Source organism: Bradyrhizobium sp. STM 3562, from assembly GCF_045571435.1.
Classification (GTDB): domain Bacteria; phylum Pseudomonadota; class Alphaproteobacteria; order Rhizobiales; family Xanthobacteraceae; genus Bradyrhizobium.
On the sequence record NZ_CP120694.1, the window covers coordinates 2,823,750 to 2,837,141 of the forward strand.

Consider the following 13,392-nt stretch of genomic DNA (forward strand, 5'->3'; position numbering starts at 1 on the left):
CGTCAGGTCGCTCGAATCACGGCGGTTGTGCCGATTCGACGCTGTAATTTTTTGAATCAAATCGTGTCCGGTTAACCGTGTGAACATTCGCCACATGTGTGACGACGTGGTAGGAAGCGGTCGGGGTGGTTTGGGGCCAGATTCCAGTGGGGGTTAATTAGATGAGTTCCAGGGGGACCGGAGCGGAGATCAAGGCCGGGCCGAGGCGCGTGCTGCGCGTCGGCGTCGTTGGCGCTGGCGTGATGGGCACCAATCATGCCCGCGTGCTGGCGGGCTTGCCGGATGTCAGCCTCGTCGGCGTGGTCGATCCCTTGCCGGCGCACCGCACACGCGCCACCGATCTCACCGCTTGCCGCACCTTCGAAAATCTCGACGATCTGATCGCCGAGGGGGTCGATGCCGTCACGATCGCGGCGCCGACGCATCTGCATCACGAAATCGCGCTCGCCTGCATCGCGAAGAAAATCGACGTGCTCGTCGAAAAGCCGATTGCCTCGACGGTGGAGGAGGGCCGGGAAATCGTGGCGGCCGCGCGGGCTGCCGGCGTCACGCTGATGGTGGGACATGTCGAGCGCTTCAATCCGGCGGTCGCCGCGGTCAAGCAGGCGATTTCGGGCGAGGACATTCTCTCCATCGCGATCACCCGCGTCGGACCGTTTCCACCGCGGATGTCCAATGTCGGTGTGGTCATTGACCTTGCTGTTCATGACATCGATCTGATCCGCTGGTTCACCGAGTCGGATATCATCGAAGTGCAGCCGCAGCTCTCCAGCGCGGTCGCCGAGCGCGAGGACATCGCGCTCCTGCAATTCCGCACCGCCTCCGGCGTGCTCGCCCATATCAACACCAACTGGCTGACGCCGTTCAAGGCTCGCAGCGTCACGGTCGCGACCCGCGGCAAATATGTCATGGGCGATCTCTTGACGCGCCAGGTCACCGAATGTTTCGGCTTCAAGCCGGACGGCAGCTATTCCATGCGCCATCTGCCGGTCGGGCACGACGAGCCGCTGCGGGCCGAGTTGATCGCCTTCCTGCACGCGGTGCGCGCAGGTGCCGCGCCGGCTGTCACCGGCGACGAGGGCGTGGCCAGCCTTGAAATCGCCACCCGCTGCCTGGAAACCTCGGCCAAGACCGCCGCCGCGCCCCCGGTGCGCAAGGGGCCGCGCCGCGTCGTCGTCGGTTGATCCGGGCATGGTCCGGACCCGGCGGGTCGCGCCAACGCAAAGCGGGTAGCGGTTTTTGTGAAAGGACCACGCTCCAAAGCTAACAATGTCCCTCTCTCAGCCTGTACAAGAGTCCATGAACCAGCATCTGCGCCCCTCACCCATTCCCTTCATCGATGTCGCCGCTCAGCGCCAACGGCTTGGCAAGGCCATCGACGAGGCGGTGTCGCGCGTGCTCACGCATTGCCAGTTCCTGGGCGGTCCGGAAGTGACTCAGCTCGAGGCCGACCTTGCCGCCTTCTCTGGCGCCAAGCATGTGGTGACCTGCTCCAGCGGCACCGATGCGCTTTTGATGGTGCTGATGGCCAAGGGCATCGGTCCGGGCGACGCTGTGATCTGCCCGTCCTTCACCTTCTGCGCGACGGGGGAGACGGTCGCGCTCACCGGGGCGACTCCGGTGTTTGTCGATGTCAACGAAGAGACCTTCAACATGGACGCGGCTTCGCTCAGGCGCGGTATCGTCACAGCCAGGAAGAATGGTCTCAAGCCGAAGGCGATCATCCCCGTCGATCTCTTTGGCCAGAGCGCGGATCACGATGCGATCGAGGCGATCGCCAATGACGCGGGTCTGTTCGTGCTCGACGACGCCGCGCAGGGCTTTGGTGCCAGCTACAAGGGCCGTCGCCTCGGCACGTTCGGGCTTGCGACCGCCACGAGCTTCTTTCCGGCGAAGCCGCTCGGCTGCTTCGGCGACGGTGGCGCCATCCTCACCGATGATGCCGACCTCGCCGCAGCCTTGCGCAGCGTCCGCGTGCACGGCCAGGGCACGGACAAATATGACAACGTGCGGCTTGGTCTGACCGGTCGGCTCGACACCATGCAGGCGGCGATCCTGGTCGAGAAGCTGAAGATCTTTGACGACGAGATTGCAGCCCGCAACAAGGTCGCCGAGCGCTACGCGCGCGGGCTCGGCAATGTCGTGAAGGTTCCGCGACTCGCGCAAGAGTGCACGTCGGTCTGGGCGCAATATACGATCAGGCTGCCGAAGGGGCATGATCGCGATGTCTTCGCCGCGGCCTTGAAAGCGCAGGGCATTCCGACCGCCATTTATTATCCGAAGTCGATCCATCAGCAGACCGCCTACCGGCACTACCCGGTCGCCGAGGGTGGCCTGCCGGTCAGCGAGGCCCTTTCGGCCGATGTCATCAGCCTGCCCATGCACGCCTATCTCGACGAACCGACCCAGGACCGCATCATCGCCGCGGTGCGCGGAGCGATTTCGGGCTGAGTCCACGAGTTCGGTTTACCTCTCTCCAGCGGGGAGAGGCCGATTTGCTCCTGCCGATGCGACGCATCGTCCGACGCAAACCAGGTGAGGGGCGTCGCACCGTCGAGGGACCGTAACCCCTCACCCGGCGCTCCGGCCGGCCTCTCCCGATGGGGAGGTAAGCCACGTTCTTCGCTTCAAAGTCCTCCCCTCATGCTTTAGAAGCGGCGCATGCTTGGGCGTATTTTCACGGTCGGCGGCTACACCCTGCTTTCGCGGCTGACGGGGTTCGCGCGCGACATCATGCTGGCAGCGATCCTTGGCGCCGGCCCCGTGGCGGACGCGTTCTTCGTGGCGCTGCGGCTGCCCAACCATTTCCGTGCCATCTTTGCCGAAGGTGCGTTCAACGCGGCCTTCGTGCCGGCCTACGCGCATGTGCAGGGCGAGCACGGACAGGCCTCGGCCAAATTGTTCGCCGACCGCATCTTCACGCTGCTGTTCGTTTCGCAAATCGTGCTGCTCGTACTCGCCATGCTGTTCATGCCGCAGGCCATGAGCATCTTGGCGCCCGGCTTCACCGAGGACGTTGCACAGCGGAGCCTCGCGATCGAGCTGACGCGGATCACCTTTCCCTATCTGCTCCTGATCACGCTGGTGACGCTCTATGGCGGCATGCTCAATGTGATGCATCGCTTCGCCAGCGCGGCGGCCGCGCCGATCTTTCTCAATATCTCGATGATTGCGACATTGGCGCTGGCCGCGTTCTTTCCGGGCGCAGGTCACGCCGCCGCCTGGGGTGTCCTGATTTCCGGCTTCCTGCAATATTTCTTGCTGGCCGGCGATCTCGCAAGGCACGGCGGGTTGCCGCGCCTTGCGCGCGTCAGCCTCGACGAAGACGTGCGCGCCTTTTTTGCCGCCCTCGGCCCGGCGACGCTCGGCTCGATGGGCACGCAGGTCGCGCTGTTCGCCGATACCATCATCGCGACGTTTCTGCCCGCAGGCGCCTTGTCGGCGCTGTATTACGCCGACCGCCTCAACCAGTTGCCGATCGGGGTGATCGGCATTGCCATCGGCACGGTGCTGCTGCCGGAAATGTCGCGGCAGATCACCGCGCGCGACGATGAGGGCGCCATGCGCTCGCAGCGTCGCGCCTTCGATTTCACGCTCCTGTTCTCGGTGCCCTTCGTCGCGGCCTTCCTGACCGTGCCCGACGTGATCATGCGCGCGATGTTCGCGCGCGGCGCCTTTTCCAAAGCCGATGCCGCCGCGGCGGGCGCGACGCTGGCGGCCTATGCGATCGGCCTCATTCCCTTCGTGCTGATCCGCAGCGCGGTTGCGACCTTCTACGCGCGCAAGGACACCGCCACGCCGGTCAAGGCAGCGTTGATCGGGGTCGCCATCAACGTCGCCCTGAAGATCGCGCTGGTCGGTGCGCTCGCGCAAATCGGTCTTGCGCTCGCGACGGCCGTCGGTGCCTGGACCAATCTTCTGCTGGTCCTCGGCTTCGCCGTGCGGGCAGGCTATCTCGAGCCGGACCGTGCACTGCTGCGATCAATACTGAAATTCGCGTTGTCCGGCATCGTGCTCGCCGCCGCGCTCTGGCCCACGGCGAAGTTTGCTGCAGCGCATCTTGCGCTGCACAGCTTCCGCGACGAAATCGTGCTTCTGCTGCTGATCGCCGTCGGGTCAGTGGTTTATGTCGGATGCGTTCTGCTGCTATTTGGCCTTAAATGGCTGCGCTCGTTGGTGCGCGGCTGACGACGAAAGGGATTTGCGCTGCCCCGCGATCCGCTGCAATATGGCGCAACCTTAGAGATAAAAAACTGGAGTTAGAATGGCTGCTCCCATCAAATTCGGCGTTGGCCAAAGCGTGCTGCGCAAGGAGGATGACGCGCTGATCCGCGGCAAGGGCCGCTACACCGACGACACCGCGCCACAGGCTGCGCTGCATGCGCTCGTTCTGCGTTCGCCCCATGCGCATGCCTCGTACACCATCGATATTGCCCGCGCGCAGGGCTTGCCGGGCGTCGCCCTGATTCTCACCGCCGAGGATGTCCGGGATCTCGGTGGTCTGCCGTGCCTGTTCAATTTCGAGGTCGATCCCTTCACTGGTCCGCCCTATCCGATTCTCGCGAGCGGCGAGGTGCGCCATGTCGGCGATGCCGTTGCCTTCGTGGTCGCCGACACCATCGATCATGCGCGCGACGCCATTGAGGCCATCGAGATCAATTGGACGCCGCTGCCTTCGGTGACCGGCGCGATCAATGCGCTGAAGCCGGACGCGCCGCAGGTCTGGCCCAGCCATCCCGGCAACATCCTCTACGACGTGCCGATCGGCGACAAGAAGGCGACCGATGAGGCCTTCGCGAAGGCGCACGCGGTCGCCGAGATTTCCATCGTCAATCCGCGCGTCGTCGCAAGCTTCATGGAGACCCGCGCGGCGGTCTGCGAATACGATGCCAAGCGCGACCATTTGACACTTACGGTCGGCAGCCAGGGCAGCCATCGGCTGCGCGACATTCTCTGCCAGAACGTTCTCAACATTCCCGTCGAGAAGATGCGGGTGATCTGCCCCGACGTCGGCGGCGGCTTCGGCACAAAGCTGTTTCCCTACCGCGAATATGCGCTGCTGGCGGTCGCGGCACGCCGGCTGAAAAAGGCGGTGCGCTGGGCGGCCGATCGCTCCGAACATTTCATCGCCGACGCGCAGGGGCGCGACAACATCACCACGGCGCGCATGGCGCTCGCCGAGGACGGCAAATTCCTTGCCATGGATGTCGACCTGGTCAGCGACATGGGCGCGTATCTGTCGACCTTCGGGCCCTATATTCCACATGGCGGCGCCGGCATGCTGCCGGGCCTTTACGACGTCCAGACCTTCCACTGCCGCGTGCGCACCGTTTTCACCCATTCGGTGCCGGTCGACGCCTATCGCGGCGCGGGCCGGCCCGAGGCCGCTTACGTGATCGAACGGCTGGTGGACGCGGCCGCGCGCAAGCTCGGCATGACGCCGGATGCGATCCGCAAGAAAAACTTCATCCAGCCGCGCCAGCTCCCCTACAAGACCGCCACCGGCAAGGTCTACGATTCCGGCGATTTCGCCGCGCATATGAAACGTGCGATGGAAGCCGCCGATTGGAAGGACTTCCCCAAGCGCGCCAAGGCCGCCAAGAAAGCGGGTCTGGTGCGCGGCATCGGCATGTCGAGCTATGTCGAAATCTGCGGCACCATGGGCGAAGAGACCGCCAATGTGCGGCTCGATCCGAACGGCGACGTCACCATCCTGATCGGCACCCAGTCGAGCGGGCAGGGGCACCAGACCGCCTACGCCCAGATCGTCGCCGAGCAGTTCGGCCTGCCGCCGGAGCGGATCCACATTCACCAGGGCGACACGGATGAAATCGCCACCGGTCTCGGGACCGGCGGCTCCTCCTCCATCCCCTCCGGCGGCGTCAGCGTCGACCGCGCCACGCGCGAGCTCGGCAAGAAGCTGAAGGTGCTCGCGACCGAAGCGCTGGAAGCAGGCGTCGGCGATCTCGAGATCGCGGGCGGCGTGGTGCGGGTGGCCGGCACCGACCGCTCGATCGGCTTCGCCGATCTCGCCAAGCGTCCGGGCGCCGACCCGAAGAAGCTCACCGGCAGCGCAACCTTCTCCAGCGCCGACGGCACCTATCCCAACGGTACCCACATCGCGGAGGTCGAGATCGATCCTGCGACCGGCATTATCAGGATCGTCAATTACGTGATCGTCGACGATTTCGGCGTGACGCTCAATCCGCTGCTGCTCGAGGGGCAGGTGCATGGCGGTGTGATGCAGGGGATCGGGCAGGCGCTGATGGAGCAGGTGCTCTACAGTCCGAGCGACGGCCAGCTCATGACCGGCACCTATATGGATTATGCGCTGCCGCGCGCAGCCGATGGTCCGTCGATCCACTTCGAGACCCACAACATCCCCTGCAAGACCAATCCGATGGGCGTGAAAGGTGCGGGCGAGGCGGGGGCGATCGGCTCCTGCCCCGCGGTGGTCAATGCCATCGTCGACGGGCTGTGGCGCGAATATAAGATCGAGCACATCGACATGCCGGCGACGCCCGAGCGGGTCTGGATCGCGATCCGCGAGCATCAGCGCCAGCACAGTCTGTAAAATTCACGTCTTCCGTGGCGGAATAAAACGCCGCGGCGGGGTTCTTCAATAAGCCGCGATTCTGCGCGAGCAGGATCGCGGTATCGTTTGCAGTCAGCTTTTGCGCGAAGGAGAAGTCGTCGATGAAACGGACAGTTGTGGTGGCGGGGGCCTTGCTCTTGGGCATCAGCGCGGTGATGGCGGATCAGAAGCTCGCCGTCGAGCAGGACAATCTGATGCGCTCTCAGGGCAAGAGCATGTATGTGATCATGGGCAAGATGGTCAAAGGCGAAACGCCGTATGACCAGAAGGCGGTCGACGACGCGCTCGCCCAACTCGAAGGCGACGTCAAGAAGATCGCGACCACCTTTGCGAACAACCCGAAGGAAGACGTGGTCGACGCGAAGTTCGGATCGTCGCAGAAGATCTGGCAGAACAAGGCCGATTTCGATTCCAAGATCCCGCCGGTGCAGAAGGCGATCGCCGAGATCAAGGGCAAGATCAACTCTCTCGACGACCTGAAAGTGGCGTTCAAGTCGATCAACGACCGCTGCACCGATTGCCACGAGACCTATCGGGTGAAGCTGAAATAGCGAAGAGCGCGGAGCGGCTGATACCGAACACAGAAATGAAAGAGGCGAATGCACGATGCATCCGCCTCTTTTTGTTTGTTCAGCTACAGCAGTTCCAGAGCGGGACGAGTGCCTTCAACCAGGCCCGTCATTGCGAGGAGCGAAAGCGACGAAGCAATCCAGACTGTATCCGCGGACAAAGTCTGGATTGCTTCGCTTGGCTCGCAATGACGGCGGAGCCCGCGCTCTCCGATTCGCTCAGCTCGGCGGATGCTCTAAGAGGTGTCCGCCTGGATTGGACCAACGCACGCACCATCTCAAACCGTCATCCCGAGGTGCTTGCCACCAGGGCCGCGCGAAGCGCGGCCCGATGACAGGCTCCGCGAGTCCCAAAAGATGAGCGGCCCCCGCTGCAGGACCGGGGCCGTTGCCCTTACGGCCCCGGTTCGCGGCCTCCTCGGGGTGACGGGGATAGTTGGACGCCTGCTTCGACTTGCATGAACAATGCGCGATCGAAACTGCGCCGTCACATTTACTTCGTCACCTGACCGCGGATTTCGCCGCCCGGATTGGCCGCGGTGTGAACGTTGACGTAGTACTTGCCGGCCTCGAGATCGGCGGCCTGCGCATCGGTCAGCGTCGCGCTGCCTTTGGCCGGGCTTGATGTCGCATTCGGGATCGCCACCGCCACGCCGGCATTTTTGCCGGCCTCAGCGGGGCCGTGGAAGTGCGCAGCCGTGGCCGGTCCCGTCAAGCCCGAATAGGTGAGCGTCCAGCTCAGCTTCTTGCTTGCGGGATCGTAGTCGATATCGGCAGTGCCCGTCCCGGTGCTGGTCGTGGGCGGCACTTCCGATTTGCCGTCCAGCGTTGCCTTGAATTTCTCCGCGCTGGCCGGTCCGGCAAGAACGATCACCGCTGCGAATGCAAGCGCAGCAAACATGGCTTTGGTCATGGCTCTCTCCCTTTTTTCGACGTCGTGCCGCTTTCACAACAATGATGGTTACGCGTTATTCCCGCAACCCGCCGCAACATTTGAAAATTTTTCAGCCAATCTATGGCTGGAGTATAGCACTTACCACCCATAAACTCGGTTCAATATGACGAGTTGGTGATGCAGCGACGAATGTTCCTGGCCACGCTGCTGCTGGCGGTTGTGGCGTTCGGATTTTACGGCTGGTTGACGGCAGCGCCGCTGCAACTCGCGGTCACGGCGCCTGCGTATACCCCGAACGCCGCCAACGGCGAAATCATCTTCAATGCCGGAGGATGCTCCTCCTGTCACGCGGTGCCGAACCAGCCCGATCGGCTCAAGCTCGGCGGGGGACTAGCGATCCCGTCGCCCTTCGGGACGTTCTATGCGCCGAACATCTCACCCGATCCGGCCGACGGCATCGGGCGATGGAGCGAGGGTGATTTCGTGACCGCGGTGATGAAGGGCCTTTCGCCCGAGGGGACGCATTACTTTCCGGCCTTTCCCTACACGTCCTACGCGCACGCCAGGGTGCAGGACGTTCGCGATCTCTTTGCCTATCTGAAGACGCTTGCGCCCGTGCCGGGCCGCGTGCGCGATCACGACGTGCCGTTTCCGTTCGACATCCGTCGCAACATCGGCATCTGGAAATTGCTGTTCATGGACGGCAAGCCGTTCTCACCCGACCCGTCGCGCTCGGCGCGCTGGAATCGCGGCGCCTATCTCGTCAACAGTTTCGGGCATTGCGCAGAGTGTCACAGCCCGCGCAATTTTCTGGGCGGCATCGTCAGCGCGCAGCGTTTCGCGGGTGGCCCCAATCCGGAAGGCGAGGGCTGGGTGCCGAACATCACGCAGAAAGGTCTTTCCGACTGGAGCGAGAAAGACATCGCCTATTTTCTGGAAACGGGCGAAACGCCCGATGGCGATAGCGCCGGTGGTTCGATGGCGCGCGTGATCAAGAACACCTCGCAGCTACCGGCGGACGATCGCGCAGCGATCGCGGAATTTGTCAAATCGTTGCCGCCGGTCGAAGGCCCGCCGCGCCCGCCCAAGAAGCCCGCGAGCGAGGGGTGAAGGTCCAGAGCGGAGTCGGTACCGTTTGAACCGATGTGGCGGTCGCGCCGTTCACCTCGCCCCGCTTGCGGGGAGAGGTCGCATCACATCGAGAGATGCGATGCGGGTGAGGGGGACTCTCCACGAGTCCGAATGCGTGGATAGAGCTCCTCACCCCGACCCTCCCAGAACGAGCTTTGCTCGTCGCGGCCCCGCGAAGAGCGGGGAGAGTGGAAGCTAAAGCCTATCGACAGCCTTGAAGGTGCCATCCGGTTGAATCACGGTCAGGTACACCGCCGCCGGCCGCTCGCGTCGCTTTGCGCCGAAGGTGAAAATGGTGCCGCCGATATCGAATTCGCCGATCTCGTTGATGATGCGCAGCATGTCGGCGCGGGTGGGGTGGGGGCCAGCCATCTCCAGCACTGTGCCGGCCAGCCGTCCGGACAGATAGCCCTCCAGCGAGAGGAAGCCGGGTGGCAACGCGGGATCGAGGTCCCGTAGCGCTGCCCGATAATCGGCGACGAGCTTCAACCGCGTATTCCAGGGAAACGGCACGACCTCGGAAACGATCACGCCCCGCCCTTCAGGCCCGAGCTCCTTGGCGAGCGCATCGGCGCCGACAAAGGAAATCGCGACGAAGGTCGGATTGAAGCGGCTGCGATGCGCGAGCTTGATGAACTCGGCGCAGGGACCGTAGGTCCCGACCATCACCACCGCCTCGGGCTCGGCACGCTTGATCGCCTTCAAGGCCGCGCCGACCGCTCTTGTGTTGCGTTCGAACGTGCCTTCCGCCACCAGTTCGAGCCCCCGCCGCGCTAGCGCGGCCTTGACGCCGGCGAGGCCATCGCGGCCAAAGGAGTCGTCCTGATAGAAGATCGCGATGGTCTTTAAGTGGAGGTCTTCCGTCAGATGCTTGATCCAGGCTTCGGCCTCGGCGCTGTAGCTCGGGCGAATATTGACGACATTGCGGAATTCGGAGGCACGCAAGAATTCCGCGCCGGACAGCGGGCCGATGAACGGCACATTCTTCTCCGCCGCGATCGGAACCGTCGCGATCGATGTCGGCGTGCCGACCGCGCCGATCAGCGCGAACACCCGGTCCTCGTCGATCAGCTTTACGGTCTCGGCGACCGAGCGGTCGGGATCATAGCCATCGTCGCGGCTGATCAACTTGAGTTTGCGGCCGTGCACGCCGCCTTTGGCATTGATCTCCTCAAAGGCCGCGAGAATGCCCTGCCGCATGCCTTGCCCGAGCGCCGAGGACGGACCTTCGAGGGCGGCGGCCTGGCCGAACAGGATCGTGTCGGCGCTGATGCCGACCTCCTCCGCGCTTGCGGAAAGCGGAAACTGCACGGCCGCGAGAAGCGCGAGACCGGCGATCGCGAACAGTGGTGGCCGCATGATGTGGGTCTGACGCGATGAGGTGTGCTTGAGGTTGGTGGCAAGGCGGGCTGCAGGATATGTCCGCGGTGTGAAGAGCCGGCTAACCGATCGCATTCAATTCGTCCGTATGAATCCGGAGAAACGTGCATTTGTCGCCTTGTACGAGCGGAGATTGTTAACTAAGGCGCTAGGCCCGCAACCGTAGAAACCCCGATTTTTGGAAGTTCTTAACCGCGCATCATGTCGGATTCCTCCCGACGGTGGGAAAGCCGTTTTGGGGGCCGCTTTGCAGGTCGGACGAGACGAGGAGCCAGGGGACCAGGACCGGGACGATTGCCGCTTCGACGGCGGCATCGAACGCCGGCGCGCGCCGCCCTCGCGCGCGGGGCTGTATCGTCCTGCGCTGATCGCGGCCGCGATCGGCACACTGCTGTCGCTGGCCGGCGTGTTTGCCGTCGGCCAATGGGAAAATCGCGTGGTCCGCGCCGAGTTCGAGGGTCTCGCCGAGACCCAGGCGATCACGATCCAGAACGGCGTCAACGAATATGTCGGCCGGCTGATGACGCTGCGCACGCTGTTCGAATCCGCCAACGAGGACATCACCCGCAGCGAATACGAGACCTTCAGCCAGCGCTTGTTCGAGGATCATCCGGGCCTCATACGCGTGGCCTGGGTGCCGCGGGTCGAACGCAGGGAGCGCGCCGATTACGAGGCCGCGGCGGTCGCCGATGGCCTCTCCGGCTACCGGATCAAATCCTTCGCCGACGGCGCGCCCGTCCCCGAGCAGGATGAGTATTTTCCCGTCTACTTCTCCACCGAACCGAAGACCTCCGTGGTCTACGGGCTGGACTACTGGACCTTTCCCGAACGGCGCGCCACGCTGGAACGTGCGCGCGATAATGATCTCGTCGCGGTGTTGCGCACCCGCCTTTACGAGACCAGGAACGGGGCCAACCCCGTCGGCGTGATGGTGGGCGTACCGGTCTACGCCAAGGGAACGTCGCGCATGACGACCGCCGACCGCCGGCGCAATCTGAACGGCTTCATCGTCGGGATGTTCGATCTGCCGCGGCTATTGCAGACGATCCGCGCGACCGGGGCAGCGAGCCCGGCAATCGCTATCCATGTCTATCCGTCCGATTCCGCCGAGGCCACGGCGTCCACACCGCCGTCCCGGCCCGACTTCTCCACCGAACCTGAGCGCAAGCGGGCAACGGATGGGCTGCGCTGGTCGACTGCTCTGAAGATCGGCGACGTCAATTGGCAACTGCTTGCCGTTCCAGCAAGCGGCGGCGAGCTGATGGAGAACCACTATCGGGCGCTGGCCGTGTTCGTCGCCGGGATGCTCACCACGATCTTTCTGGCCATCTATCTCGGCCTGTCCAGCCGCAATTCGCTGCAGCTTTCGCTCGCCAACCACCGCGTACTGGAGCTCGCGCAGACCGACATACTGACCGGACTGCCAAACCGCGGCTTCTTCCTGGAGCGGCTGCAGGAGAGCAACGCTTCCGAAGCCGGCGGCGGTTTTGCCATCCTGTTGCTCGATCTTGACCGCTTCAAGAACGTCAACGATTCCCTGGGCCATGCCGCGGGCGATGCCCTGCTGCGGATGGTGGCGCAGCGCCTGAAGTCGACGCTGCGCTCACGCGACGTGCTGGCGCGTCTTGGTGGCGATGAATTTGCGGTGATCCAGGGCGGCGCCGACGACCAGCGCTCGGCCTCGCTGGATCTCGCCAGGCGCATCTCCAAGCTGATCGCAGAACCCTTCCAACTCCTGGGCCACCGCGTCGAAATCGGCACCTCGATCGGCATTGCACTCGCGCCGGAGCATGGCCGTCACCAGGAACAGCTCCTGAAGAAGGCCGACCTTGCGCTTTATCGCTCGAAATCGGCGGGCCGTAACTGCTACACCATCTATGACCAGGCGATGTCGGCCGAGCTCGAGGCCCGCAACACGCTGGAGGGCGATTTGCGCGACGCCATCGCGCGCTGCCAGTTCGAGGTGCATTACCAGCCCTTCTACGACGTGGAGACGGGGCGGCGGCGCGGCGTGGAAGCGCTGGTGCGCTGGCGCCATCCGGAGAAGGGGCTGATCCCGCCCGACCAGTTCATCCCACTCGCCGAGACCACGGGCCTGATCGTGCCGCTCGGCGAGTGGGTGATCACGCGCGCCTGCGATGACGCGACATGCTGGCCCGACGATGTGAAGGTTGCGGTGAACCTGTCGCCGGTCCAGTTCAAGCAGGCCGAATTGTTCGACGTGATCCAGCAGGCGCTGGAAAGATCAGGGCTGAAGCCGGAGCGGCTGGAGATCGAGATCACCGAATCCGTGCTCCTGGAGCAGGCCGCCGAAAACCACACGTTCATCGACAAGCTCAACAGCATCGGCATTTCGCTGGCGCTGGATGATTTCGGCACTGGCTATTCATCGCTGCGCTCGCTCACCGCTTTCCCCTTCGACAAAATCAAGATCGACAAGTCCTTCATTGCCAATTTGAGCGAGCGGCCGGAAAGCTGTGCCATCATCTCCTCTGTCGTGACCCTGGCGCGCGGGCTGGACATGTCGATCACGGCGGAAGGTGTGGAGACGGACGAGCAGCTCGCGCATCTGCGCTCGCTCGGCGTGAACTTCGCGCAGGGCTATCTGCTGGGACGCCCGATGCCGATCGGGGCGCTGGAAGAGCATCTGCAGATCGGTCGCGGCGAGCGCGACGCGGCTTGACCAAGGATTGATCCGCGCTCGGGGACGACCGTGTGCTTGGATCAAGCGCTACAACGGCGCGGCGGCTTAAAGGGACGAAGCCAATCCGAGAGATGCAACGGTATACTCGCCCGCTTGTGTCAGCCCTGTTGCCGTATTT

9 protein-coding genes are annotated in these 13,392 nt (G+C 63.9%); 7 read left to right on the forward strand and 2 right to left on the reverse strand.

Annotated elements, in window-relative coordinates; genetic code table 11:
• Positions 1-161: 161 nt before the first annotated feature.
• The 5 genes from P6U23_RS12900 to P6U23_RS12920 all read left to right on the forward strand — a co-directional run bounded on the left by P6U23_RS12900 (position 162) and on the right by P6U23_RS12920 (position 7,146).
• Entirely contained in the window at positions 162-1,184 is a 1,023-nt protein-coding gene (locus P6U23_RS12900) for a Gfo/Idh/MocA family oxidoreductase (RefSeq protein ID WP_407180128.1), read from the forward strand.
• Between the two features lie 115 nt (positions 1,185-1,299).
• Entirely contained in the window at positions 1,300-2,451 is a 1,152-nt protein-coding gene (locus P6U23_RS12905; RefSeq protein ID WP_407180129.1) for a DegT/DnrJ/EryC1/StrS family aminotransferase, read from the forward strand.
• A gap of 210 nt (positions 2,452-2,661) precedes the next feature.
• Positions 2,662-4,188: a murein biosynthesis integral membrane protein MurJ gene (gene murJ / locus P6U23_RS12910; RefSeq protein ID WP_407180130.1), complete on the forward strand. Its 1,527-nt coding sequence runs from the start codon at positions 2,662-2,664 to the stop codon at positions 4,186-4,188.
• Positions 4,189-4,264: 76 nt separating this feature from the next.
• Positions 4,265-6,574 (forward strand): xanthine dehydrogenase family protein molybdopterin-binding subunit, encoded by a 2,310-nt coding sequence (locus P6U23_RS12915; protein WP_407180131.1) that lies wholly within the window; start codon positions 4,265-4,267, stop codon positions 6,572-6,574.
• 122 nt (positions 6,575-6,696) lie between these two features.
• On the forward strand, positions 6,697-7,146 hold the full coding sequence (locus tag P6U23_RS12920) for a c-type cytochrome (protein WP_407180132.1): 450 nt from the start codon (positions 6,697-6,699) through the stop codon (positions 7,144-7,146).
• A gap of 511 nt (positions 7,147-7,657) precedes the next feature.
• On the opposite strand, the gene P6U23_RS12925 is transcribed toward P6U23_RS12920, so the two are convergent.
• Complete coding sequence (locus P6U23_RS12925) at positions 7,658-8,077, reverse strand: CHRD domain-containing protein (RefSeq protein WP_407180133.1); 420 nt, start codon at positions 8,075-8,077, stop codon at positions 7,658-7,660.
• Between the two features lie 159 nt (positions 8,078-8,236).
• On the opposite strand from P6U23_RS12925, the gene P6U23_RS12930 reads away from it, so the two are divergent.
• Positions 8,237-9,169: a cytochrome c gene (locus tag P6U23_RS12930; RefSeq protein ID WP_407180134.1), complete on the forward strand. Its 933-nt coding sequence runs from the start codon at positions 8,237-8,239 to the stop codon at positions 9,167-9,169.
• A 216-nt stretch (positions 9,170-9,385) separates the two neighbouring features.
• On the opposite strand, the gene P6U23_RS12935 is transcribed toward P6U23_RS12930, so the two are convergent.
• Positions 9,386-10,549 carry an ABC transporter substrate-binding protein gene (locus tag P6U23_RS12935; protein WP_407181436.1) on the reverse strand — a complete coding sequence of 388 codons (1,164 nt, stop codon included), beginning with the start codon at positions 10,547-10,549 and terminating at the stop codon, positions 9,386-9,388.
• A 268-nt stretch (positions 10,550-10,817) separates the two neighbouring features.
• On the opposite strand from P6U23_RS12935, the gene P6U23_RS12940 reads away from it, so the two are divergent.
• Positions 10,818-13,253 (forward strand): EAL domain-containing protein, encoded by a 2,436-nt coding sequence (locus tag P6U23_RS12940; RefSeq protein ID WP_407180135.1) that lies wholly within the window; start codon positions 10,818-10,820, stop codon positions 13,251-13,253.
• Positions 13,254-13,392: the final 139 nt, after the last annotated feature.